Raw genomic sequence first — 22,490 nt, forward strand, 5'->3', positions numbered from 1 at the left:
TGTTGTCCTTTTGGCTGTCCTGTCCAGGCAGGTTATTTTTATTTAGACGTCTGAACGTCTTGATTGCCAAATACTAGCATCGTGCTATAGTGGCTTCAACCACAACATCACATGCTGGGATAACTATAATGAGTAATAACCCGCTGATTCCGCAAAGCAAACTGCCTAATCTGGGCACCACTATTTTCACGCAAATGAGCGCGCTGGCGCAGCAGCACCAGGCCATTAACCTCTCGCAGGGATTTCCTGATTTTGATGGTCCGCTCTTTTTACAAGAACGTCTGGCGTATCACGTCGCGCATGGCGCAAACCAGTATGCGCCGATGACGGGCGTACAGCCGCTGCGCGAAGCTATTGCGGATAAAACCGCGCAGCTGTACGGCTATAAACCTGATGCGAATAGCGAAGTGACCGTCACTGCGGGGGCTACAGAAGCATTGTACGCCGCGATTACGGCACTGGTACGGCCTGGCGATGAGGTGATTTGTTTTGACCCGAGCTACGACAGCTATGCGCCCGCGATCGAATTATCCGGCGGCGTGGTCAAACGCATCGCGCTGCAACCGCCGTCTTTTCGCGTCGACTGGCAGGAATTTAGCGCGTTACTTAGCGAACGGACCCGGCTGGTGATCCTTAACACTCCGCACAACCCTTCCGCCAGCGTGTGGCATCACGCTGATTTTGATGCCCTGTGGCAGGCGATTAAAGAACGCGATATTTTTGTCATCAGCGATGAAGTGTATGAACATATCTGCTTCGCCGGACAGGGGCATGCCAGCGTGCTGGCGCATCCGCAGCTGCGTGAACGTGCCGTTGCCGTTTCATCGTTTGGTAAGACTTATCATATGACCGGCTGGAAAGTCGGCTACTGCGTAGCGCCTGCCGCCATTAGCACGGAATTGCGCAAGGTACACCAGTATCTGACGTTTTCCGTCAATACGCCGGCACAGCTGGCGCTGGCGGATATGCTGCGCGAAGATCCAACGCATTATCGTGAGTTGCCAGCCTTTTATCAGAAAAAACGCGATGTACTGGTAAATGCGCTGCGTGAAAGCCGACTGGAAATTCTGCCGTGTGAAGGCACGTATTTTCTGCTGGTCGATTACAGCGCCGTCTCCACGCTTGGCGACGTTGAGTTTTGCCAGTGGCTGACCAAAGAAGTGGGCGTCGCGGCGATCCCGCTATCGGTTTTCTGCGCCGATCCTTTCCCGCATAAGCTGATTCGCCTATGTTTTGCCAAGCAGGAATCGACGCTGATAGCGGCAGCCGAACGTCTGGTTTCGCTGTAGCTATTTAACCGTCCAGGCTTTGGAGAAGCGACGGTCGGCAAATAATTCTTGCAGGCCGTTAATTTGTTTCAGGCGTAAAACCTCGTCACTATCCATGCCGAGATCTTTGCCAATTTTTTCTTCACTCCAGCCCAACAATGATAATTCACGGACGATTTCGGACATGGCATGAATTTGGTGACGTCCGCGAGCGCGGTTATGGCGGATGGTCGCAGCCATACGCTCATGACGCTCACGTTCTAAACAGGAGACCGGCAAATATCCTTTTAGCCTTGTGCGCAGCGAGGCTTTGGCTTTCCCTAGTTCATGGCGGTGGAAACCATCGACAATTTCGTATTCTTCAGCCGTGGAGTGGACCACCACGATGGGTTGCGTGAATCCGTCAGCTTCCAGAGATTTCAGCAGCAGCTTTTTCTCCGGTGGCGCAACGTTGTTGGGATTGTAGTCATTGGGTGAGATGTGATCATTTTTAACCCACAGCACGCAGTCTACAGGCTCTTCGCGAAAAGGACTGACGCTGTGTATCGCCTGTCTGAATTCATTGATGGCTTCAATTCTCTCTTTTTCTGACAGATCAGAAAGAAAGCCAACGAGTTCCTGAGTTAATCGTTGTTGCATAAGATCCCCCATTCCTGGCGTTTGGTTTTCATGCGTTCGTTATAACGTTGGTAGTTTTTGGGTTTTGTTGGGCTGAATGACAGCGCCCGACACCAGTAGTCGTTATTCAGCAGGACTTTACAGATACGCCGCCACGACGGAATATCCGCTGAGCCAATATCTCGTTCCTGAGTTTGCGGAATATTTTCCATGCCCTTTTTCTTATACCACTGCAAATAGACGGCGATTTTATTGCGATAATGTTCGGCGGTCGTTTCCGGCATGCTGTTGAGCAGCAGCATGGCATATTCCTGCCAGCTTAAATGTTCGGGTTTCAATATTTTGCGATGACCATAAAAATGGTTATCGAGACCTGCATAAATCCCGCCGCTTTTTACGCCGCTGACGCGCGCGCACATTGTCGCCCAGCGTTCAGGCTCAATAACATGGTAGAGCCAAAGTCCCTGACGCTGCTCTGGTCCAAAGGGTTCGCAGATGCGCATATATCGTGTAGGAACACCGGCCTGATACATCAGGTTATACAAGGGGTTACATGGCAACTGGGTTTTAGCAAACCAGGTCCAGATGTCGGCGGTTTTCCAGTCATAAAGTGGGTAAATATACCAGGTATGTCCGCCGGGGGCGCTGGTGGTCCAGGGCTTATCATCGGCAAAGCGTTGTTTTTGCGAATTAGCAATGGCGACAAAACGATTATATGACTCATCGGCGCGGATCCCGACCATCATCGCGGCTGGTCGTTTCTCTGAATACCAGTCAGCGAACTCGCGAACAAATTGTTCAAACGTCATGCCGGGCTGGTAAAAAGAGAAATACTCAGGATCGGTTATGGCATCTTCCGGAGGCTGGCGAACCCACGGCGTGCCCGGTTCCCAACATTGCCATTCAGGTTGAAATTGGGAGAGGGAATTTTGCGTAGTGAGCGGTAATGCGACCCAATAAAAACGTTCGATGACATCGGAATAACGTTCGCGAAGCGCCTGTACATAGTCGATAGTGCAGGAAAACTGGGCTTCCCAGTCGATAAATAACACGTCAATTTTTTTACCTGACTGGCGGGCACTTATGGCCGTCAGATGTAACATCAACCCAGAATCTTTACCCCCAGAGAAAGAAACGCAAATGCGTGGCAGAGCCTCAAGCGTCCAGGCAATACGTTCCTGTGCGGCTTCGAGAACGTTTTGATTCAGTGGTATTTTATAAACAGACATATCAAGTCCATATCCAGATTTTATTATTTACAGCTATAGTAAATACTTTCAATAAGATATGCTAATTTCACCAGGATGCAATACTTAAACATATTCACGGTTTAAATATTGCCGTCTAATTTATAAGAAATATATATTGTTGTATTGTTATTTACAGAACCTATGGGGTGATTGTTTTAATGTACTCAGCAAATGATTTGTTATTAAGTGAGGAGCGATTATACATTAAAAATAGTTTAACTGACGGTAATTTGAAATCAACACTGATCTCTTTCAGGTTAAGCGCTACCGCGTTTTGCTCATATATTATTTTGGGAAGGAGACCAATAATATCTGTGCTGGCAATAATATTGGTAATAGAAGTCAACGAATCACTACTAAAACCTATTTTACGGTTGAGAAAGAGATTATTAGCTGCTGACTGTTGCTCCTGGACGCCAGATTGAGTTGTGATAAACAGTGTAAACTGCTCGCGCATGATGTCTTCAAGCGTACTGTGTTCAACCATTCTGGGATGATTCCTGCTGCATACTAAAACACTTTCAACTGTTTTAAACAGGGTACATACGATAGAGCGGTTGTGCACAGGTACTGTCGAGATGATTAGATCAGCCTTGCGGTACGCCAGAATATTTTCTGCGGTTTCTGTCGACATTAATATATCGTGGTGTTCTATTTCGACATCGGAGTTTTTTCTTAATGAGTTTATTAATTCCGTTACGCCCAGCGTGGTGGTGATTTGTGGACTGTAGATTACGAATTTATTTTTCAGACTGGAACCGTGCATAATATTAATGGTTTGTTCCAGTTTATTTAGATTCTGCTCAAGGTGCTGATGAAGATTGGCTCCTGTCACCGTAGGCGTAATGCCTTTGCCGGAGCGAATAAACAAAGGGTCGTTAAACTGCGTACGTAGTCGTTGTAATGACTGGCTTACGGCTGATGGTGTGATGTACAACGTTTCTGCAGCTTTGCTGATGCTCAAATGTTGATATATGCATTCAAATATAACCAGCAGGTTGAGATCGAACTTTTTGAGGTCATAGAGGTTAGCCATGCATACCTTCCTGTGATGGTAATGTATTGAAAAATTCAATTATGGAATAGTTTAAATGCTAGTTATTCTTGAAATTTATGTTTCTGTGCTTAATGAATAATTAACTTTAGCTAAAATAGCACAGATTGCGTAATTTTCACCAGGAAAGTTAATTCTAATGAGTGATTGAAATGAGAACGATAACAATCACTCATCTTGTTACCTTTATTTATTTCCCATGATAATGTTTAATTTTTCTTTATCCGGTAAGCCTACTTCCTGTTGTAACGTATCGTCTTTACTCATGTAATAGATTGCCGGCGTTACGTTGGCCCCCAAATCATCCATCAACTTTTGGTTGATATTCAGTACCTTCATTTGCTCCGCAGGGACCGAAGCCGGGATTTCCAGCTTCATTTTCCCACCGGATACCTCATAGTCATGCCAGGTTTTGGCCGGATCTTTGGCTGCCAGAATTGCAGCAGCGGTGGCCGGACTTTCAGGTTTAATTACGCCAACCAATAATGTACGCAACTGAACTTTACCGGCGTCCACCCACGGACGCGCCTGCTGCCAGAACTGTTTGCAATAGGGACAGAAAGGATCGGCAAACACGTAGACGATGACCGGGGCCTCTTTTTTCCCGTCCAGAATCCATGCTGCTTTTTCCATTCGCTGCCACATCTCTCGTCCGGCAGGAGCATAGATCTCTTTTTCGATTAGCGCATTGCTGAGATTTTCGCCTTTTTCGTTATACATGTAGCCGGAGATGGCATGTTTACCGTCAGGCGTGACATAGATAGTGACCCCCATGTCCTGGTATTTTCCCAGATAGCCTTTCATTCCTCCCGGCGCGTCGAAGGGTTTCAGGATAGTAATACCCTGTTTCTCAATAGCTTTAACGGGAGCAGGCAGTTCTTCGGCATGCACCACGGCAGGGAGCAGGGTTAACAGTAAGGTACGTTTAAACATTGATTTTCCTTATAAAATCAGAAGGAAAGGGGACTTAGTTGCAAAACCTATCGCAGCCATAGGTAAGATCGACTGTTCGTCGATTGCCCTTTCTTGAGTTGGGTGATGTAATCCCAATCGCTGTTACGACCTTTGTTAAGGTAATGTAGAGCGCAACACATAGCCAGCCCTGCTGGCACTGACGTTACCTGCGGGTAGCTCGGGTAATGAGGCTCCCTGCAAAGGGGGCCTTTTTTACTTTCACCTTTAGGTTCACAACATGTGTTTGAGTGGGTTGTTAGTTATCGCTTATTGATTTGATAAAGGAAACGCATTAGCCCTGCGAAGAGATTTTCGTTAACTTATCTCTCAACGAAAACACGGAGGAAGTACAGATGTCTTTGATTAATACCAAAATTAAACCTTTCAAAAACCAGGCGTTCAAAAACGGTGAGTTCATCGAAGTAACCGAGAAAGATACCGAAGGTCGCTGGAGCGTCTTCTTCTTCTACCCGGCTGACTTCACTTTCGTATGCCCGACCGAACTGGGCGACGTTGCAGACCATTACGAAGAACTGCAGAAACTGGGCGTAGATGTGTATTCCGTATCTACTGACACCCACTTCACCCACAAAGCATGGCACAGCAGCTCTGACACTATCGCGAAAATCAAATACGCGATGATCGGCGACCCGACTGGCGCTCTGACCCGTAACTTCGACAACATGCGTGAAGATGAAGGTCTGGCTGACCGCGCAACCTTCGTTGTTGACCCGCAGGGTATCATCCAGGCAATCGAAGTTACCGCTGAAGGTATCGGCCGTGATGCGTCTGACCTGCTGCGCAAAATCAAAGCGGCTCAGTACGTCGCTTCTCACCCAGGTGAAGTTTGCCCGGCAAAATGGAAAGAAGGTGAAGCCACGTTAGCCCCATCTCTGGACCTGGTCGGTAAAATCTAAAATTCGCTACGCCTTTCGCGCTACAGGTGCGTTGGCTACGCTTAATCACCCCGGTCACTTACTTATGTAAGCTCCCGGGGATTCATAAGCTTGCCGCCTGCCTGTAACACGAAATTCTTGCGAATTAATTCTTAAGCGGGTGCGTCGTGCCCGTTTTATTCCAACACCATGATGCAAACGTATTCAGACTGCCTGAACGAGGCCGCTTGCATGATGATGTTTTCAGAGAGGGAAGAAGAATGCTCGACACAAATATGAAAACCCAGCTCAGGGCTTACCTTGAGAAACTGACCAAACCTGTTGAGCTGATTGCTACGCTGGATGACAGCGCTAAATCGGCAGAAATCAAGGAACTGCTGACTGAAATTGCTGAACTGTCAGAAAAAGTCACCTTTAAAGAAGACAATACTCTGGCGGTACGTAAGCCATCGTTCCTGATTACCAATCCCGGTTCTCACCAGGGGCCGCGCTTTGCCGGTTCTCCGCTGGGCCATGAGTTTACCTCTCTGGTACTGGCGCTGTTGTGGACTGGCGGTCATCCGTCAAAAGAGGCGCAGGCGCTGCTGGAGCAGATCCGCGATCTCGACGGTGATTTTGAATTTGAAACCTATTATTCGCTCTCCTGCCATAACTGTCCGGATGTGGTACAGGCGCTGAACCTGATGTCGGTATTGAACCCACGCATCAAGCATACGGCGATTGACGGCGGTACATTCCAGAACGAAATCACCGATCGCAATGTGATGGGCGTTCCGGCGGTATATATGAACGGCAAAGAGTTTGGCCAGGGTCGTATGACGCTGACTGAGATTGTCGCGAAAGTGGATACTGGCGCAGAAAAACGTGCGGCCGAAGAGCTGAATAAGCGCGATGCCTACGATGTGCTGATTGTTGGCTCCGGTCCTGCGGGAGCGGCTGCGGCGGTGTACTCTGCACGTAAAGGTATTCGCACCGGTCTGATGGGCGAACGCTTTGGCGGTCAGGTTCTTGATACCGTTGATATTGAAAACTACATCTCGGTACCGAAAACCGAAGGCCAGAAACTGGCGGGCGCGCTGAAAGCACACGTTGATGATTATGATGTTGATGTGATCGACAGCCAGAGCGCAAGCAAACTGGTTCCGGCGGCGCAGGAAGGCGGTTTGCACCAGATTGAAACGGCATCCGGCGCGGTGCTGAAAGCGCGCAGCATTATCATCGCCACCGGCGCGAAATGGCGCAACATGAACGTTCCGGGCGAAGATCAGTATCGCACCAAAGGCGTAACTTACTGCCCGCACTGCGACGGCCCGCTGTTTAAGGGTAAGCGCGTGGCGGTGATTGGCGGCGGTAACTCTGGTGTTGAAGCAGCTATTGACCTCGCAGGCATTGTTGAACATGTGACGTTGCTGGAGTTTGCTCCTGAAATGAAGGCTGATCAGGTGCTGCAGAATAAGCTTCGCAGCCTGAAAAACGTCGACATCATTCTGAATGCGCAAACGACAGAAGTGAAAGGCGATGGCAGCAAAGTCACTGGTCTGGAGTATCGCGACCGCGTGAGTGGCGATGTTCACAGCGTGGAACTGGCAGGTATCTTTGTACAGATTGGTCTGTTGCCAAACACCAACTGGCTGGAAGGTGCCGTTGAACGTAATCGCATGGGTGAAATCATCATCGATGCCAAATGTGAAACCAGCGTGAAGGGCGTTTTCGCCGCCGGTGACTGCACCACCGTACCGTATAAGCAGATCATCATCGCGACCGGTGAAGGCGCGAAGGCCTCGTTGAGTTCGTTTGATTATCTGATTCGCACGACAGTAGCATAAAAAAAGTAAGACTCACCTGCAATCTCAAAACCGCCAGTCATCCGCTGGCGGTTTTTTATTTCCGCGCTCTCATATTGTCAATTCTTGAAACAATTAACCGCATAAAACATTCACTTAATTAGTCTGATCATTAGTTTTATCAAAGAAAGATTAGACGTTTTCTTTATTATATTAACCTGCATTATGTTTTCATTTGTTGTATGAATAAATGGTTGGTTAATTCATGGGTGAAATATATGAAACCCTGACGATCTTTGAATCGACAGGGTTGTTGTTGCGTGATTTTTTTATTTCTCACGATAGTCACACGCTGAAAGCGGCTTATTCAGCTTTGGATACAAATGCCTCGCTGCTAACAGAGCAGGAGTGGCTGGAAGCGGAGTATGACTTCAATGCGCTATTTGTCGGGCCGCAGACGCTAAAGGCCGCGCCATTCGCTTCGGTTTATCTCGAAGAAGATGCCCTCGTAATGGGTAAATCAACGCTGAGCATGCGGGAATTTATGGCAAACATAGGTTTGTCTATAAGTCATGTAAATAACATTCCGGATGATCATATTTCCTGTGTATTGGAATTAGCGGTTTTATTATCGGCTAATGCCAGAACATCAGCAGAATACCAGGTCGCCCTTACTCGATATGTAATTGAGTATATAGCGATGTGGGTGCCCGAGTATATAGAAAAAATAAATATAAATGCACAGACCGCCACGCTGAAAACCGTCGCGGAAAGGTTGTCTTCTTGGCTTGATGAATTAAACACGAGAGTATCAATATGAGTAATGAACCGGGAATTCTGAACAGACGTTCATTTTTGAAAGGCTTAATTGCCCTTGGAACAGTGGCTGCCCTGCCTGGGGGATTGCTGACTTCACGCTGCGCATTGGCGCAACCGCCCATTCCGTTTAACCCCAAAACCTACAAAATTTCTCGCAACGCCTGTCCGCGTAACTGCTATGACACCTGTAGCCTGAAAACCTGGGTCAAGGATGACGTTATCACCTTTGTGGAAGGCGCGCCTGAGTCAACGTTTACGCACGGAACACCGTGTGTAAAAGGTCTGACTTATCCTCGCCGGGTATATAGCCCGGATCGCATTAAATATCCGATGATTCAGGATGTTCGTGGCAGCGGTAACTGGCGTCGTATCTCCTGGGACGAAGCAATGCAGCGCATTGCAACCAAGATGCTGGAGATCAAAAAGAAAGACGGCTCAATGCTTGGGCTGGCGCTGTCAAAATACTCAGGCAATCTTGGGGTGATGGGCTATGCCGTTGAAGGGATGATGTCTTCGCTGGGTTACACCACCCGTTTTGCCGGGACGCCTTGCTGGCCAGCGGGTATCGATGCCCAGAACTACGACATGGGCGACATGTGGTGTAACGACCCGGAAGATTTTGTTAAAGCAAAATACATCATCATCTGGGGCGCTAACCCGGCATGGTGCTCTATGCACACCATGAAGTACATCTATCAGGCGCGGGAGAAAGGCGCAAAAGTGGTCGTTATCGATCCGCTGTTAACGCAAACCGCCGCGAAAGCCGATCTCTATTTACGTGTTCGTCCAGGCTCTGATGGCGCCCTGGCGCTGGGCATGGCGCGCCACCTGGTGGATAAAGGTTTGGTGGATCAGAATTTCGTCACTCACTATTCCCACGGATACCCGGAATTCGAAGCGTATCTACGCAACAGTGTGACTGTAGAGTGGGCTGCTGAAATTTGCGGTCTGTCGGCGGATGTGATTCGCCAGTTGGCGGAAGAGTTTACGGCGGTTAATCCTGCCACCGTGTGGATTGGCTACGGCATGCAGCGCCATGTTAACGGCGGCGCTAACGTACGTGCGATCGATGCCTTTGTGGCGATGACCGGCAATATTGGTATTGAGGGCGGCGGCGCTCGCTACGGCCATCTGCAGACATGGGGCTATAACTACCACGGAATGATGCAAAAGCCTCCTGCAGGTTCTGTCGGCATGAAAGGCGCTGGTGGTCCGGTGGGCGAGTTTGTTAGCGATAGCGGTGAGAAGAGCGAATACTCCGATCGTGCACTGAACATCAACCAAACGGCGCAGGGGATCCTCGACGCCAGTGAACCGCCGGTACGTATGCTGTGGGTGGCCTCTAAAAACCCATTTGCTCAGGATTTCGACCGCAACAAGATGATCAAAGCGTTTGATAAACTGGAAATGGTGGTTTGTGTCGACCAGTTCTTCAACGAAACCGTCCAGCATGCGGATATCGTGCTGCCCGTCACAACAACTTTTGAGCAATGGGATGTCTCTTCGTCTTATTGGCACTATTGGTTATCCGTCAACGAACCGGCTATTAAACCGCTGTATGAGTGCAAGAGCGATCCTGAAATAGCGGCGCTGTTGTCCAAAACCATCAATAAACTGGAACCCGGTTCATGTACCTTCCCGCAGGAGTTTGATGCTAAACGTTGGTTGGATCAGGAATTCAATGAGGGAATGGGCAAACAGTTCGGCATAGCGGGCTGGAATGACCTGCTGGAAGGACCCCGCAAAGCAAAAATGGTCAGCAGCGCGGCCTGGTTCGATCGCAAATTCAAAACGCCGTCAGGCAAGTATGAGTTTAAATCAGAACGCTGCGCGGAAAACGGTCACACGGCTTTGCCTGAATATAAAGCGGGTGCGCAGGGAGCGCTGCCGTTCCACCTGTTTACACCTCACCTGCAGTACGGTCTGCACTCGCAGTTTGTCAATCTGGACTGGATGCAGGTTTTCTGGCCAGAACCCTTTGTCTATATCCACCCGCTTGCTGCGCAGAAAAAGGGCATCACAGAGGGCGCTCACGTCAAAGTTTTCAACGAGGCGGGTCATGTTGAGCTGCGCGCCAAAATCACCACCAACGTGCCGGAAGATTTTCTTGTGATGTACGAGTCCTGGTTCAATAAGCTTAGTTACAACGTACAGAATGTGGTTAAAGATACGCCAGCCGATATGGGGAAAATGGCGACAGGCGCACCTGGTGCGGCCATTCACAGTCAATTTGTAGATATTACTCTGTCAGGAAATGAAGGAGCAGCGGCATGAGACGCGCGTTTTTAGTTAATAGCGATAAGTGCATCGGCTGCCGTGGCTGTGCGATGGCGTGTAAAAGTTTTAACCAGCTGGAGCCAGAACGTTTCTGGCGCTATGTCTACCCGCTGGATAAAGAAATTTATCCGCATGAGGAGCGAGCGTTCTACTCGCTGGCCTGTAACCACTGCGAAAATCCGGCCTGCCTGGCAGCTTGTCCGGTAGAGGCGTACACCAAACGTGAGGATGGCGTTGTCGTGCATAACCCGGAACGTTGTATCGGATGCAAAAACTGTATCCGCAACTGTCCATACGGTGCGCCGCGCTTTAATGAAGAAACGAAAAAAGCGGAAAAATGCAGCATGTGCTACGAGCGTCTTGATGTTGGCATGCAGCCGGCGTGCGTGAATGCCTGTCCGGTAGGTGCGCTGACGCTTATTGACCTCGATGTCGATCCGATACCTGACAATGCGGTGCAGTATCCGCCGGGATTCCCGCGTATGCCGCAGCTTAATCCTGGCACGCGTTTTATCCTCGCGCGTCAACCGAAGCAACCGGAGGGCAAGTAATGGAAAAGTATGAACTTCCTCTGGTTATTTTTACCGTCTTGAGCCAGATGTCGGTCGGTATAACGCTCATTCTGACGCTGCGCGCGTTGCAAGGAAAACTGGAAAGCAAACGCCTGTACTGGTTGGTTAGCGGGCTGATTCTGGCGGCTGCTTCCGTGGCGGCGGTATTGCACCTTGCGCATCCGGATCGCGCTTACAACGCCCTGATCAACCTGCAGCACGCCTGGCTTAGCCGTGAAATTCTCGGCGCAACGTTATACGGCGCGGCGGTGGGCGTGACGTTTTTGGCAAAAGGGCATAAAGTGTCGGCGGTTCTGGCTTCTGTTCTCGGGATCGCACTGGTGGCGGTTCAGGGGATGACCTATGCCGCCCCGGCAATGGTGGCGATCGCCAACGGTCTGACAATGCTGCTGTTTTTCATTACGGTGTGGGTGATGGGCTGCGCGGCGATTCCGCTGCTTAACCTCGCGCCTGCCGTTGCCGCATTGCGCCAGGGAATTATCGTTTGTATGGCGGTTATGTTTGCCGCGCCTGTTATCTGGCTAAGCGGCGGCACTATCATGCAGATGACGGCGCATGCCTGGCTGACGTCGCCGCTTTATCTCGCAAGCCTGGTGTGTCTGGCGGTGGCCTTTGCGCTCAGCCGCCAGGGCGAGCGTCGTGCAAAAGCGCTCTTTGTCCTGCTGTTTGTTGGCGTATTCCTGAGTCGTCTGACGTTCTTTGGCGATACGGTCAGCACTATCGTCAATATCGGTCATTTGTACTGATCGTGAGGTAATAAAAACCCCTGTCAGGCGTTAACCTGGCAGGGGTTTTCTTTAGTAACGGTGAGGCTGTTAACGCACGACCAGCACCGGCAGCGTCGCGTGGCGAACTACGCTGGAAGCATTTGAGCCGAGCAGATGGGTGCTGATTGATGGGTTACGCGATCCAATGACGACCACATCCGCATTCAACTCTTCACCCAACTCGTTGACCACGTCACGGACGCTGCCAAAGCGGACGTGTTGTTTAATACGGGAAGGATCGATGCTGAAGTGACCAACCATCGTTTGCAGACGGGTTTCCGCTTCGTGTTGCAGATGCTCTTCAAAACGACGGACATCGGCCGCAAAGCGGTGCAGGCTTAAGCTCGCTGAGCCTGGCAGCACATGCAGCAGATGGATAACCCCTTTATCCTGGGCCAGAAATTCTGCATGGCGAATAGCCTTGTCGCTCAGTTCCATTTCGAATACATCAACAGGCATTATGATTGTGTTGTACATAAACATTCTCCTTGTCATTACATGAACACATAACAGCATAGTATTAAAAATGATTCTGTCAGTCACGACACAGATTTATGTTTTGCGAACAGGAAAGAAAGCGAGGAGCAGGGAAATCTAACCGGAAAGAGGATGCGGATGCATCCCCTGTAAGATAAAGCGCGTGGCTTTGATAAGACAGAGTTAGCGCAGGTAGTCGCCTGCAGCTTCAGGCTGGTACTCAAGCTCGATGACTTCGAGGTGCGTTGAGGTCCCGCCAGGCAGTTCCCAGTGAATAGTGTCGCCAACGCGCAGGCCCAGAAGTGCAGCGCCGACAGGAGCCATTACCGAAAGCTGTGTGCTGCTGTCAGTCATATTGGCCGGATACACCAGGGTACGCACACGGACTTCGCCATCACTCAGATTGCGGAATTTCACGCGGCTGTTCATGGTTACGACATCGTGCGGCATGGTTTCTGGAGAACACATTTGGGCACGATCCAGCTCGGCGTTCAGGGCGTCGGCAATCGGTAAACCAGCAAACGCAGGTTGCTCCAACAGGCGGTCAATGCGTTCCGCATCGAGGTCGTTAATGATGATAGTTGGTCTGGACATTTATTACTCCATGTCGTCGAAACTGCGGGTGCGCAGGTAAATAATCCCAAAAGAAAACCCTCACCGTCAGGCGGCAAGGGTTTAGCTTTTATGATGATACTGAGACTTACCCCATGTTTGAAGTGATTTAGTTCACATTCAGGTAAATCATCAATTTTGTCGCATATAGTGTGATTTTAGCCGAAAAACGTGATCGTTCTCCAATTTGCATTATGCTTTTTAAGCGCTCGCTACGGGCGCGTCAAACAACTCAGTGTTCCGCGACAGGAGATCTCATGAGCGAGTACGACAAACTTACCTTGAAAGACGGCAGCTATTTGCATTTTAAAGACTGGGGAAGTGGACAGCCTATCGTCTTCAGCCATGGTTGGCCGTTGACGGCAGATGCGTTTGAAGATCAGATGCTGTTCCTCGGGTCGAAAGGATTTCGTGTAATCGCCCATGACAGGCGCGGCCATGGGCGTTCGGCCCAACCCTGGGATGGCCACAATATGGATCAGTATGCTGACGATCTGGCTGAACTGACCGCGCATCTCAATCTTAAAGATGCTGTTCATGTCGGACACTCTACCGGCGGTGGGGAAGTGGCGCGCTACATAGGTCGCCATGGAACGCAGCGGGTGGCAAAAGCGGTGTTAATCGGCGCGGTGACGCCCATTATGATCAAGACCGACTTTAATCCAAATGGCGTGCCGAAAGAGGTGTTTGATGGCATCCGTGAAGGGGTGATAAACGATCGCGCTGCCTTTTTCTATGAACTGACCGCAGCATTCTATGGCTACAACCGCCCGGGTGCGAACGAGTCAAAAGCCGTTCGCGAAAGCTTTGTTGAACAGGGCTTACAAGGTTCCATCAAAGCGTTGTACGACTGTATTCACGCGTTTTCAGAAACCGACCTGCGTGAGGACCTCAAAAAAATGACCATTCCGACGCTGGTTATCCACGGTGATGACGATCAGATTGTCCCGTTTGAAACCTGCGGAAAGGTCGCGGCGGAAATACTGCCGGACTCACAGCTGAAGGTGTATGTCGGCGGCTCGCATGGTATTTGCACCACCCATAAACAACAGATCAACGGCGATCTGCTCAACTTTATTCAATCGTAATCTTTTGAGAACGTATAACGCTGATCCGCCCGATGGGGGTCAGCGTTATGCCCGGTCGCGAGTTTCAGTATCCCACTTTATCGATAATAAACTGTTTACCGCAGTTACCCGGATGCGGCTGCGGTAAGAATGACTGTGGGGATAACGTCTGGTTGATGGTGTCGGCCTTCAGGGACAACTGGATCTCGGTGAGATACGCCGGATTGCCGTGGCAGCTTAGCTTCACGGCTTTGATGCTCTCTTGGCCCCAGCTTTTGGCGATGGCGGCGTCAAATGCGCTACGGCTGACGGTTTTGCCGTAGTTTTCCGCCAGGAACTTGCCCGCGTCACTGTTCTTAACCTCGTTATTCAGCCGTACCATCGTGCCGAAATACTCGTCGGGATCAAAGCCGAAACAGGCGCCATGTTTGGCATACTCGTAACGTTCCAGACAAGTTCTCCCGCCTGCGCCGGGCATTACGGCGCTGAGTTTTGCCGCGCTTTCCAGCGACAGCCCGGTTTCGGGGGCCGCGCATTTACGGCTGGCGCGTGCTTCAGGCAGGTTGGGAATAGGGCGAGTCGCGCAGCCAAAGCGCATCCAGCGGCGGTTGTCTACTCCACGGGCGGCGATGGATTTTGGCAGGCTGGGCCATAAACCGTGAACGGTCAGGAAATCTGCTTTGTTCGCGCTCTCTTTTTGCAGACGACATTCGTCAGGCTCCTGACGATTACGCTCGTGTTGACTCTGACAAAATCCGGTTTGCCAGGAGAGGGCCAGCACGTAGCTGTCAAAATCAGCGTACTGTTTTGCCAGAAGTTCATCGGCCTGAGCCGCAGAAACGGGCAGCAGGAGTGCTGCCAGCAACGAAGAATAACGCCATGTTGATGTCATGATGATTTCGGATACTTATATAAATTATGAATATCATCTATTTAATCATAAAAAATGCCAGTCAGGTTTAGCTGACTGGCATCATTTTCATCAGGCGTGAACCAGGATGATTAGCTCCACATTGCCAGAATCGGCCAGCCGACCAGCAGAAGCATAGAGATGTAGATAACGCCGAAGATAGCACCCAGACGCCAGTAGTCTTTGGACTTCACATAACCACAGCCGTAGATGATAACGCCAGGGCCCGTTGCATACGGAGTCAGACAGCCCATGATACCGATAGACAGTACCAGCAGGATACACAGGTGTTCCATTGGAACGCCCGGGATGCCTTTACCGACGGCCAGAATAACCGGCAGCATGGTGGCAGTGTGTGCGGAAAGGCTGGCAAACAGGTAGTGAGCAAAATAGAACACCAGCACCAGAACGATCACGGTCGCGTTAGGCGAGAAGCCTTCCAGGTGCGTGCTCATGGTGTTGGCGAACCAGTCGATGAAGCCTGAACGGGTTAAACCATTCGCCATAACGACCAGCGTGGCGAGGTTGACCAGGGTGTTCCATGCGCTGTTATAGCGGGTAATGTCTTTCCACGGTACCACGTGCAGCGCCAGCATCAGGGAAACGGCGAGCAGGCCTACTGCGGTTGCATCAATCAGTTTACCACCGAAAACCCACAGACCAAGGCTGAGCAGAACCAGACCGATCAGGGTCAGCTCTTTGCGCGTCAGTTTACCCATGGTTTTCAGTTCATCACCGGCCCATGCGGCAACTTCAGCACTGTGAGTGACTTCTGGCTTGTACAGAACATAGGACAGCCACGGAGCAACGATCAGCAAAATAATACCCACCGGCAGGAAGCTGAGGAACCATTGCAGCCAACTGATTTGAATACCGGCAATTTTGTTGACGAATTCCAGACCCAGCACGTTAGGCGCAGCGCCGGTAACGAACATAGAGGAGCTCAGGCTGGTACTGATGACCATCATCCACATCAAATATCCACCGATACGGCGCGCGGAAGGATCGTTCGGGAATGACTTAAACAGCGGCGGCAGGTTTTTAATTACCGGGAATACGGTGCCACCGGTACGCGCGGTGTTGGACGGTGTAAACGGCGCCAGCAGAATGTCGATGATAACAATCGCATAGCCCAGCGTCAGGGTACGTTTACCCATGAATTTCACCAGGAACAGTGCGATACGACGACCCAGACCGGTGACTTCATAACCCAGTGCGAAGATAAACGCACCGAACACCAACCACACGGTGGTGCTGGAGAAGCCTGCCAGACCCCATTTCAGCGCTTGCTTACCCGCTTTAAACGCCGGGTCGGCCAGTTCGGAAGCATCAAACAGCAGATAGTTGCTGCCGATAACGCAGATCGTGACGGCGATAAAGCTGATCGCTGTTGCCGGAATTGGCTCAAGGATCATACCGACGATCATCGCCACAAATACAGCAAAGTAGTGCCAGGCCTGTGGGGGCATTCCATCGGGTACAGGGATAAGAAACATGACGCCCATTACAACCAGCGGGGCCAATAACTTCCATATTTTATCTTTTGCTAAAGACATGTGTGTGATTCTCCGGAAAGGATCTTTAATTGTGATAATGATGAACTTGTGAAATCTGAGCTAAGAACCAGGTGACGATCAGCAGATCGGCGCAGCCTCCAGGACTGAGGTTGCGTTCAATGCACTGTTGGTCGAACTGGCGCAGGTATTCGAGATCGGCAGGGGTGCGAACTCCCCCTTGCTGCAACAGGGAGGTGGCCTGCTGCTGTAGCCAACGCAGACCTTCTGCGCCGCCACGTGAAGCCACGTTGGTGTCGCCGTTGATAGACATCAGCAGCAATAATGTGTCGAGTAACGCCAGTTCAGGGTCGCGGCCCTGAGTCAGCAGTGCGCGGTAGTGCGGCAGGGCATGCTGGATGACTAGCGGGTACCCCGCTTCGGCTTCGCCCCGTGCGCCAGTTAATCCCAATTGCTGATAAAGACGTTGGCCAGCCGTGAGTTGTTGATTGTTCTGGCGCAGTTCGCGCTCGGTCAGGCCACGGCAAAATGTTGCTGCCGTAGAGCAAATGGTTTCAGCGGTGACAGTCAGTTGGAGCTGGTGTAGGCGGCCAATGGCGGCGCACAGCAGCCCCAGTGAAAAGATGCTCCCTTTATGGGTGTTTACCCCGGCGGTGGCGCGAAACATATCGGCTTCGCAGGCCATGCCCAGCGGACGCAGTCCTTTCAGCACATCTTCAGGCGACAGCTGCGCGCTAAACGCCCCATATTCAATAAAACGTGGTAGCCATGCCTGAATCGCTTCAGCACTGCGATGAAAATCTTCCAGCGCCATATCTTTATGCGCGCCGTTGTTAATACGATCCACCAGACCGGGTTTGGGCGACAGGTTGACTTCAGTCAACATAGCCCGCCACGCAAGCGTTGCGTAAGCATCAGGCAGATCCAGAGGAAGGACAGCGTTATTGGTTGATGTTGCGGGAATCGGCATCATGCAGCAGTGCCTCCATCTGAGAAAGTAAGTCGGAAAGCGCGTGGGTTTTACCCCGCGCACAGTCGGCAGCACTTTGCTCGCACAACAGACAGCGGCGGGCAGGGAGTGCGAAATGACGCCGGGACAGAATTTCCCCCTCAGGGGTCAGGACATCGATGTCCCATAACCGTCCCAGCGGGTGTGAATGCTCAAGTTCAATCGTGGCGAGCTTGAGGTCGTGGGCCGGAGCCTCAACAGACAAAAGACCTTCCGGACCGCTGGCAGAAACCAGCGCCGTTTGCTCCCTGATAATCCAGGCGGATTTTTCCGCCAGCGCGAGCAGGGCGGTGACGCCGTGATTAAAGATGCGACGAGTTAATTCGCTGTCTTTAATCGGACCCGGTGCGACCACGGTAAACGAGACCAGCGCCGCGTGGTGGCGGGTCAGCCAGGCATGTTGCCTTGCTTGCCTCTCATCACGGCTGGCGAGCAGCTCGGGAATAGAAACCGCGTGTTGGGTGGCGTGTTCAGGGAGCAGGTGCATGGCTTATTCCTTCACCTGATGCACAACGTCAATCACCGAGCCATCGCGGTAACGCACAACGGCAATCACGCGGTCGGTAAAGTCGATAGCGCGTGGCTGACCGGTGAGCTGCTGTGCGCGTTCGCGCAGCCATTCAATGGAAACCACTTTCATACCGGCTTCTTTCAGACGTTCTGCCAGTTCCGGACGCGCAGGGTTAACGGCGATACCGTGGTCAGTGACCAGAATGTCAACACTGGAGCCTGGCGTTACGCAGGTCAGCACGTTATCAACCAGCGTCGGGATGCGCCCACGAACCAGCGGAGCGACGATGATGGAAAGCGCAGCCGCAACCGCGGTATCGCAGTGACCACCGGATGCGCCGCGCAGTACGCCGTCAGAACCGGTCAGTACGTTCACGTTGAAGCTGGTATCAACTTCCAGCGCGCTCAGCACCACGACGTCCAGACGATCGACAGATGCGCCTTTCGAGCCCCAGTTGGCATACTGGTTAGCGCTGATCTCAATGTGGTTTGGGTTGCGGGCCAGAGACTCCGCCGCGTTACGGTCAAAGCTCTGTACGTCCAGCAGTTTGCGGATCAGGCCTTTTTCGTGCAGATCAACGATGGTCGCGGTGATGCCGCCCAGCGCAAAGTCAGCGCGGATATCGCGGCTGCGCATTTTGTCTTCCAGGAAACGTGTAACGGCCAGAGAAGCGCCGCCGGTTCCTGTCTGCAGTGAAAAGCCTTCATTGAAGTAACCGGAGTTAGCAATGACGTCTGCCGCACTTCGGGCGATTAACAGTTCACGCGGGTTGGTGGTCATGCGGGTCGCATCGGCACCGATTTTGTCCGCATCGCCGACCTGGTCGATCTGCACGATCAGATCCACCTGATCTTGTGTAATGCTGGCCGGGTTATGCGGATAGGTCAGCAGCTGTTCAGTCAGCAGGACAACCTGTTTCGCGTTTTCGGCATCGACGCGGGCATAGCCCAGTGAGCCGCAGCACGCTTTACCGGTATAACCGTTGGCGTTGCCAAACGGGTCGCAGGACGGTACGCCGAGGAACGCCACATCAATGCTGAGTTCGCCGCTTTGTACCAGGTGTACACGGCCGCCGTGGGAGTGAATCTGTACCGGCTCGGCCAGCAGGCCACGTGAGATCTCTTCCGCCAGCGGACCACGCAGGCCGGAGGTATAAATACGGCTAACCACGCCCTGGCGGATGTGCTCAACCAGCGGAGCATGGCAGTCGCTCAGGGAGCTGGAGGCCAGCGTCAGATTTTTAAAGCCCATACTGGCGATGGCGTCCATCACCAGGTTAATCGTCAGATCGCCGCCGCGGAAAGCGTGGTGAAAAGAGATGGTCATGCCGTCCTGTAAACCGGAACGGCGAATGGCGTCTTCCAGGTTAGCGCACAGCTTTTTGTCGCGCGGTTTTTGCGCCTGCAGTTCTGTTTTTGCGGTGCTCTGATAAGCGGAAAGCTCACTTTCTGCATGACGGCTCCAGGTCGCCACGCGATCCTGGCGTTGAGACTGTTCGATTTTCTGCGTCATTTTTTTGCCTTATTCTTCGCGAATGCCGGAAAGTTCTGCACGGGAGATAACCAGAAGGGCGCGCTCGATAACCGGGCTGTCGACCATTTTGCCGTTCAGGGAAACTACGCCACGGCCTTCGCGAGCGGCGGCTTCAGCGGCTTCTACCACCAGGCGCGCGTGAGCCAGCTCTTTACGCGTCGGGGCGTACAGGTTGTGCAGTAGTTCGATCTGGCGCGGGTTGATGAGCGACTTGCCGTCAAAACCCAACTGCTTGATGTGTGAGGCTTCGTGCAGGAAACCTGCTTCGTTGTTGGCATCGGAATACACGGTGTCGAACGCCTGAATGCCGGCAGAGCGTGCCGCCTGCAAAATAGAGCAGCGGGCAAACAGCAGTTCAGTCCCTTCCGGGGAGCGTTCAGTACGCAGGTTACGCACATAATCTTCCGCGCCCAGGGCAATACCGATCAGGCGCTCGGAAGCGTGGGCAATTTCTACCGCACGGGTAATGCCTAACGGCGATTCAATAGCGGCTAACAGACCAGTGCTGCCGGGTTCACGGCCACAGGCTTTCTCGATACGCAGGATTTCGCTTTCGATGTCGATAACATCCTGCGCGGTATCGGTCTTCGGTAAACGCACGATGTCTGCGCCGCCACGTACCACGGCTTCGAGATCGTTAATGCCCCATTCGGAGTCGAGGGCGTTTACGCGCACGATAGTTTCAACGTCGTGATACAGCGGATGCTGCAGCGCGTGGTACACCATACGACGAGCAGTATCTTTCTCGCGCAACGCGACGGAGTCTTCGAGGTCGAACATCAGCGCATCTGCCGGGTAGATGAACGAGTTGCTGACCATGGCGGCATTGGCACCCGGTACGAACAGCATGCTGCGGCGGGTACGGGTTTTACGTTGCTGCAAAGATTCGCTAATCACTGGCAATCCTCCCATGGCAGTGCCGGAATACCGCCAGCGCGGGCCAGTAGTGCTTCCAGTCGCGCACGTAAAATGCAGTCCAGTGCGCCTTTATCATCAACATTTAATTGCACGCCGCGTACGTTGTAGCGGGACAGAACGTCCAGGATGGTGGCCCGAATGGCATCACCGAACTGCTTTTCGACGCTACTGTTAACCTGCAGGTCAATATCCTGCGAATCGAGCGGGGCGATGCGAATCATCACATCACCGGACTCGAGTGTGCCTGCGACGGCTGCCTGGTTTATTTTCATTTTTCACCTGTTGCTAATGCGGGGGTATTTTGGCGGACTGCCGCACCCGATGAGGCTCGCTCAACCATGCTTTGCAGATAATGCAGCGTGGCGTCAGGGACCAGGGATGCGATAGCCGTGAGATCTTTTTTAACCAGCAGCTTGCGCACCCAGGAGGCGGAAATCGGCATCTCCTGGAAGCACAGCCGCTCAATTTCCACCAGTTCAATCGGTGGGGCGGGAAGCGTTGGGGTCTCCAGCCAGTAGCGCATATCATTGTTGTACTGGGAGGTGACGGTGCAATACGGCTCCGTACCGACGAAGCGGTGCGTAACGCCGAGAGCCGGGGCCAGATACTGGCGGAAGATTTTCAGGTCTATTTCGGTGTAGCAGTGGTTAATAACGCTCTGCTCTTTGATGAAGTAGCACGGGAACGTGGCGCGGGAAATGATGTATTCCGAACCGCGATGTACGGTTAAACGTGGAATGTCTTTGGTCCCTTTAAGCACCAGATCCAGTCGGTCTTCATACGGAAAACGCGAGGTATCTTCTTTCACCAAAAACAGATGCAGCCAGTCGCATTGCGCGGCCGCCTGTTGGATCAGAAAACGGTGTCCGTTGGTGAAGGGGTTGGCGTTCATGACGATACAACCAATTTTTTTCCCTTCACGACGCTGTTTCGCCAGTGATTCTGCATAGCGTTTCAGACGTGTGGTGCTGTTTTCCATGAGCACCATAATGCCGGGGACGCTGGTCAGAGTAGAAAAACCACACTGCTTAAACAGCGACTCGTACTCGGTTTTTGTATAGATGAAGAGGTGCGTACAGTGGCGCTCATAGGCGAGGTTGATTAACTCGGTCGCCAGCGTCAGCGCTAAGCCTTCACCCCTTACGGATTCGCAGATGGCGACGCATTTTATGATATTGCCGGCAATGCCGCCGCAGGCGATCAGGCGGTCATCACGGGTAACGGTGATAAATACTTCGACGGTGGTATCAACGCTCAAATCATTCTCTTTCAGAAATTGCGCGATAGCCGCCATCTTTTTATTTTCTGAGCGTTTAACTTGCGTGAATATATTATTACCGAACATAGTAAATAGAGCCCCGATGCTATATTTGTTACTGGGTTTCTGTTTTTGTTGCCCTGTTTAGCAACCTGATAACGTTTTGTTTGCAATTGAAGGGGGTGTTTTTTTATTACGACGTATTTCTTTTTTCCCCTGCTGCATACATCGTAAGGAGTATTTTGGAGGTAATTTTTGATTTATTTCACAATAAGTTAGAAGGTTTTAATGTGTTTTATGGTTTTAAGTTTTTTAATTAATTTAACTCCGAAATAGCGTGTGGTTTTAATTTGTTTAATTGATTTAAGGTGGGGAATCTGCAACGATCCTGTTTTATACCGTGACTTGTAAATAAAACATTT

Annotated in this window: 22 protein-coding genes; 8 read left to right on the forward strand and 14 right to left on the reverse strand. The window is 51.5% G+C overall.

All coding sequences use genetic code 11. The features are described from left to right. Positions 1-128 precede the first annotated feature (128 nt). Positions 129-1,289, forward strand: coding sequence for a pyridoxal phosphate-dependent aminotransferase (locus tag OGV94_RS16445; protein WP_075145010.1), 1,161 nt, complete (start codon positions 129-131; stop codon positions 1,287-1,289). On the opposite strand, the gene OGV94_RS16450 is transcribed toward OGV94_RS16445, so the two are convergent. From OGV94_RS16450 to dsbG, 4 genes are all read right to left on the reverse strand, one after another. After that, positions 1,290-1,907 carry an IbrB-like domain-containing protein gene (locus OGV94_RS16450; protein ID WP_043015546.1) on the reverse strand — a complete coding sequence of 206 codons (618 nt, stop codon included), beginning with the start codon at positions 1,905-1,907 and terminating at the stop codon, positions 1,290-1,292. Beyond that, complete coding sequence (locus tag OGV94_RS16455; RefSeq protein WP_043015547.1) at positions 1,892-3,115, reverse strand: phosphoadenosine phosphosulfate reductase; 1,224 nt, start codon at positions 3,113-3,115, stop codon at positions 1,892-1,894. Before OGV94_RS16455 ends, OGV94_RS16450 begins: the two co-directional genes overlap by 16 nt. Before the next feature lie 160 nt (positions 3,116-3,275). Continuing rightward, positions 3,276-4,172, reverse strand: a complete 897-nt coding sequence (citR, locus tag OGV94_RS16460; RefSeq protein ID WP_181633987.1) for a DNA-binding transcriptional repressor CitR — start codon at positions 4,170-4,172, stop codon at positions 3,276-3,278. A 204-nt stretch (positions 4,173-4,376) separates the two neighbouring features. Continuing rightward, positions 4,377-5,123 carry a thiol:disulfide interchange protein DsbG gene (dsbG, locus tag OGV94_RS16465; RefSeq protein WP_286523801.1) on the reverse strand — a complete coding sequence of 249 codons (747 nt, stop codon included), beginning with the start codon at positions 5,121-5,123 and terminating at the stop codon, positions 4,377-4,379. A 374-nt stretch (positions 5,124-5,497) separates the two neighbouring features. Between dsbG and ahpC the strand changes: the two genes are divergently transcribed. The 6 genes from ahpC to OGV94_RS16495 all read left to right on the forward strand — a co-directional run bounded on the left by ahpC (position 5,498) and on the right by OGV94_RS16495 (position 12,238). Continuing rightward, positions 5,498-6,061: an alkyl hydroperoxide reductase subunit C gene (gene ahpC / locus OGV94_RS16470; RefSeq protein WP_004859485.1), complete on the forward strand. Its 564-nt coding sequence runs from the start codon at positions 5,498-5,500 to the stop codon at positions 6,059-6,061. Between the two features lie 239 nt (positions 6,062-6,300). After that, entirely contained in the window at positions 6,301-7,866 is a 1,566-nt protein-coding gene (ahpF, locus tag OGV94_RS16475) for an alkyl hydroperoxide reductase subunit F (RefSeq protein ID WP_043015550.1), read from the forward strand. Between the two features lie 223 nt (positions 7,867-8,089). Continuing rightward, positions 8,090-8,644: a TorD/DmsD family molecular chaperone gene (locus OGV94_RS16480; RefSeq protein ID WP_043015551.1), complete on the forward strand. Its 555-nt coding sequence runs from the start codon at positions 8,090-8,092 to the stop codon at positions 8,642-8,644. Continuing rightward, complete coding sequence (locus OGV94_RS16485; RefSeq protein WP_047412742.1) at positions 8,641-10,917, forward strand: molybdopterin-dependent oxidoreductase; 2,277 nt, start codon at positions 8,641-8,643, stop codon at positions 10,915-10,917. Before OGV94_RS16480 ends, OGV94_RS16485 begins: the two co-directional genes overlap by 4 nt. Continuing rightward, positions 10,914-11,471: a 4Fe-4S dicluster domain-containing protein gene (locus OGV94_RS16490; protein WP_279273951.1), complete on the forward strand. Its 558-nt coding sequence runs from the start codon at positions 10,914-10,916 to the stop codon at positions 11,469-11,471. The genes OGV94_RS16485 and OGV94_RS16490 overlap by 4 nt, the downstream gene beginning before the upstream one ends. Continuing rightward, entirely contained in the window at positions 11,471-12,238 is a 768-nt protein-coding gene (locus tag OGV94_RS16495) for a dimethyl sulfoxide reductase anchor subunit family protein (protein WP_080625565.1), read from the forward strand. Before OGV94_RS16490 ends, OGV94_RS16495 begins: the two co-directional genes overlap by 1 nt. A 69-nt stretch (positions 12,239-12,307) precedes the next feature. Here the strand turns inward: OGV94_RS16495 and uspG are convergent, their stop codons facing one another. Both uspG and rnk read right to left on the reverse strand, forming a co-directional pair. Beyond that, positions 12,308-12,736: a universal stress protein UspG gene (gene uspG, locus OGV94_RS16500; RefSeq protein WP_003022101.1), complete on the reverse strand. Its 429-nt coding sequence runs from the start codon at positions 12,734-12,736 to the stop codon at positions 12,308-12,310. Between the two features lie 183 nt (positions 12,737-12,919). Then, entirely contained in the window at positions 12,920-13,330 is a 411-nt protein-coding gene (gene rnk, locus OGV94_RS16505) for a nucleoside diphosphate kinase regulator (protein WP_005120853.1), read from the reverse strand. Between the two features lie 275 nt (positions 13,331-13,605). Between rnk and OGV94_RS16510 the strand changes: the two genes are divergently transcribed. After that, complete coding sequence (locus tag OGV94_RS16510) at positions 13,606-14,436, forward strand: alpha/beta fold hydrolase (protein WP_043015554.1); 831 nt, start codon at positions 13,606-13,608, stop codon at positions 14,434-14,436. 64 nt (positions 14,437-14,500) lie between these two features. Here the strand turns inward: OGV94_RS16510 and rna are convergent, their stop codons facing one another. The 8 genes from rna to citC all read right to left on the reverse strand — a co-directional run bounded on the left by rna (position 14,501) and on the right by citC (position 22,155). Then, on the reverse strand, positions 14,501-15,307 hold the full coding sequence (rna, locus tag OGV94_RS16515) for a ribonuclease I (RefSeq protein ID WP_043015555.1): 807 nt from the start codon (positions 15,305-15,307) through the stop codon (positions 14,501-14,503). Positions 15,308-15,417: 110 nt separating this feature from the next. After that, positions 15,418-16,881 (reverse strand): citrate/succinate antiporter CitT, encoded by a 1,464-nt coding sequence (citT, locus tag OGV94_RS16520; protein WP_043015556.1) that lies wholly within the window; start codon positions 16,879-16,881, stop codon positions 15,418-15,420. A gap of 25 nt (positions 16,882-16,906) precedes the next feature. Next, entirely contained in the window at positions 16,907-17,812 is a 906-nt protein-coding gene (gene citG, locus OGV94_RS16525; RefSeq protein ID WP_043015557.1) for a triphosphoribosyl-dephospho-CoA synthase CitG, read from the reverse strand. Further along, positions 17,781-18,335, reverse strand: a complete 555-nt coding sequence (citX, locus tag OGV94_RS16530; protein WP_047412719.1) for a citrate lyase holo-[acyl-carrier protein] synthase — start codon at positions 18,333-18,335, stop codon at positions 17,781-17,783. The genes citG and citX overlap by 32 nt, the downstream gene beginning before the upstream one ends. A 3-nt stretch (positions 18,336-18,338) precedes the next feature. Further along, positions 18,339-19,871, reverse strand: coding sequence for a citrate lyase subunit alpha (gene citF / locus OGV94_RS16535; protein WP_100194089.1), 1,533 nt, complete (start codon positions 19,869-19,871; stop codon positions 18,339-18,341). A 9-nt stretch (positions 19,872-19,880) separates the two neighbouring features. Continuing rightward, positions 19,881-20,789 (reverse strand): aldolase/citrate lyase family protein, encoded by a 909-nt coding sequence (locus OGV94_RS16540; RefSeq protein ID WP_043015560.1) that lies wholly within the window; start codon positions 20,787-20,789, stop codon positions 19,881-19,883. Continuing rightward, the gene (gene citD / locus OGV94_RS16545) at positions 20,786-21,082 is read right to left on the reverse strand and encodes a citrate lyase acyl carrier protein (RefSeq protein WP_003831276.1); all 297 of its coding nucleotides are present in this window, start codon (positions 21,080-21,082) and stop codon (positions 20,786-20,788) included. The genes OGV94_RS16540 and citD overlap by 4 nt, the downstream gene beginning before the upstream one ends. Further along, the gene (gene citC, locus OGV94_RS16550) at positions 21,079-22,155 is read right to left on the reverse strand and encodes a [citrate (pro-3S)-lyase] ligase (RefSeq protein WP_047412710.1); all 1,077 of its coding nucleotides are present in this window, start codon (positions 22,153-22,155) and stop codon (positions 21,079-21,081) included. Before citC ends, citD begins: the two co-directional genes overlap by 4 nt. Positions 22,156-22,490 lie beyond the last annotated feature (335 nt).

The sequence above is a fragment of the Citrobacter sp. Ce006 genome (assembly GCF_030336535.1).
GTDB classification, from domain to species: domain Bacteria; phylum Pseudomonadota; class Gammaproteobacteria; order Enterobacterales; family Enterobacteriaceae; genus Citrobacter; species Citrobacter europaeus.

Excerpts from the sequence above, each read along its gene's own strand:
- OGV94_RS16445 (WP_075145010.1), top strand. The coding sequence starts at position 129 with ATGAGTAATAACCCGCTGATTCCGCAAAGCAAACTGCCTAATCTGGGC.
- OGV94_RS16450 (WP_043015546.1), bottom strand. The coding sequence starts at position 1,907 with ATGCAACAACGATTAACTCAGGAACTCGTTGGCTTTCTTTCTGATCTG.
- OGV94_RS16455 (WP_043015547.1), bottom strand. The coding sequence starts at position 3,115 with ATGTCTGTTTATAAAATACCACTGAATCAAAACGTTCTCGAAGCCGCA.
- citR (WP_181633987.1), bottom strand. The coding sequence starts at position 4,172 with ATGGCTAACCTCTATGACCTCAAAAAGTTCGATCTCAACCTGCTGGTT.
- dsbG (WP_286523801.1), bottom strand. The coding sequence starts at position 5,123 with ATGTTTAAACGTACCTTACTGTTAACCCTGCTCCCTGCCGTGGTGCAT.
- ahpC (WP_004859485.1), top strand. The coding sequence starts at position 5,498 with ATGTCTTTGATTAATACCAAAATTAAACCTTTCAAAAACCAGGCGTTC.
- ahpF (WP_043015550.1), top strand. The coding sequence starts at position 6,301 with ATGCTCGACACAAATATGAAAACCCAGCTCAGGGCTTACCTTGAGAAA.
- OGV94_RS16480 (WP_043015551.1), top strand. The coding sequence starts at position 8,090 with ATGGGTGAAATATATGAAACCCTGACGATCTTTGAATCGACAGGGTTG.
- OGV94_RS16485 (WP_047412742.1), top strand. The coding sequence starts at position 8,641 with ATGAGTAATGAACCGGGAATTCTGAACAGACGTTCATTTTTGAAAGGC.
- OGV94_RS16490 (WP_279273951.1), top strand. The coding sequence starts at position 10,914 with ATGAGACGCGCGTTTTTAGTTAATAGCGATAAGTGCATCGGCTGCCGT.
- OGV94_RS16495 (WP_080625565.1), top strand. The coding sequence starts at position 11,471 with ATGGAAAAGTATGAACTTCCTCTGGTTATTTTTACCGTCTTGAGCCAG.
- uspG (WP_003022101.1), bottom strand. The coding sequence starts at position 12,736 with ATGTACAACACAATCATAATGCCTGTTGATGTATTCGAAATGGAACTG.
- rnk (WP_005120853.1), bottom strand. The coding sequence starts at position 13,330 with ATGTCCAGACCAACTATCATCATTAACGACCTCGATGCGGAACGCATT.
- OGV94_RS16510 (WP_043015554.1), top strand. The coding sequence starts at position 13,606 with ATGAGCGAGTACGACAAACTTACCTTGAAAGACGGCAGCTATTTGCAT.
- rna (WP_043015555.1), bottom strand. The coding sequence starts at position 15,307 with ATGACATCAACATGGCGTTATTCTTCGTTGCTGGCAGCACTCCTGCTG.
- citT (WP_043015556.1), bottom strand. The coding sequence starts at position 16,881 with ATGTCTTTAGCAAAAGATAAAATATGGAAGTTATTGGCCCCGCTGGTT.
- citG (WP_043015557.1), bottom strand. The coding sequence starts at position 17,812 with ATGATGCCGATTCCCGCAACATCAACCAATAACGCTGTCCTTCCTCTG.
- citX (WP_047412719.1), bottom strand. The coding sequence starts at position 18,335 with ATGCACCTGCTCCCTGAACACGCCACCCAACACGCGGTTTCTATTCCC.
- citF (WP_100194089.1), bottom strand. The coding sequence starts at position 19,871 with ATGACGCAGAAAATCGAACAGTCTCAACGCCAGGATCGCGTGGCGACC.
- citD (WP_003831276.1), bottom strand. The coding sequence starts at position 21,082 with ATGAAAATAAACCAGGCAGCCGTCGCAGGCACACTCGAGTCCGGTGAT.
- citC (WP_047412710.1), bottom strand. The coding sequence starts at position 22,155 with ATGTTCGGTAATAATATATTCACGCAAGTTAAACGCTCAGAAAATAAA.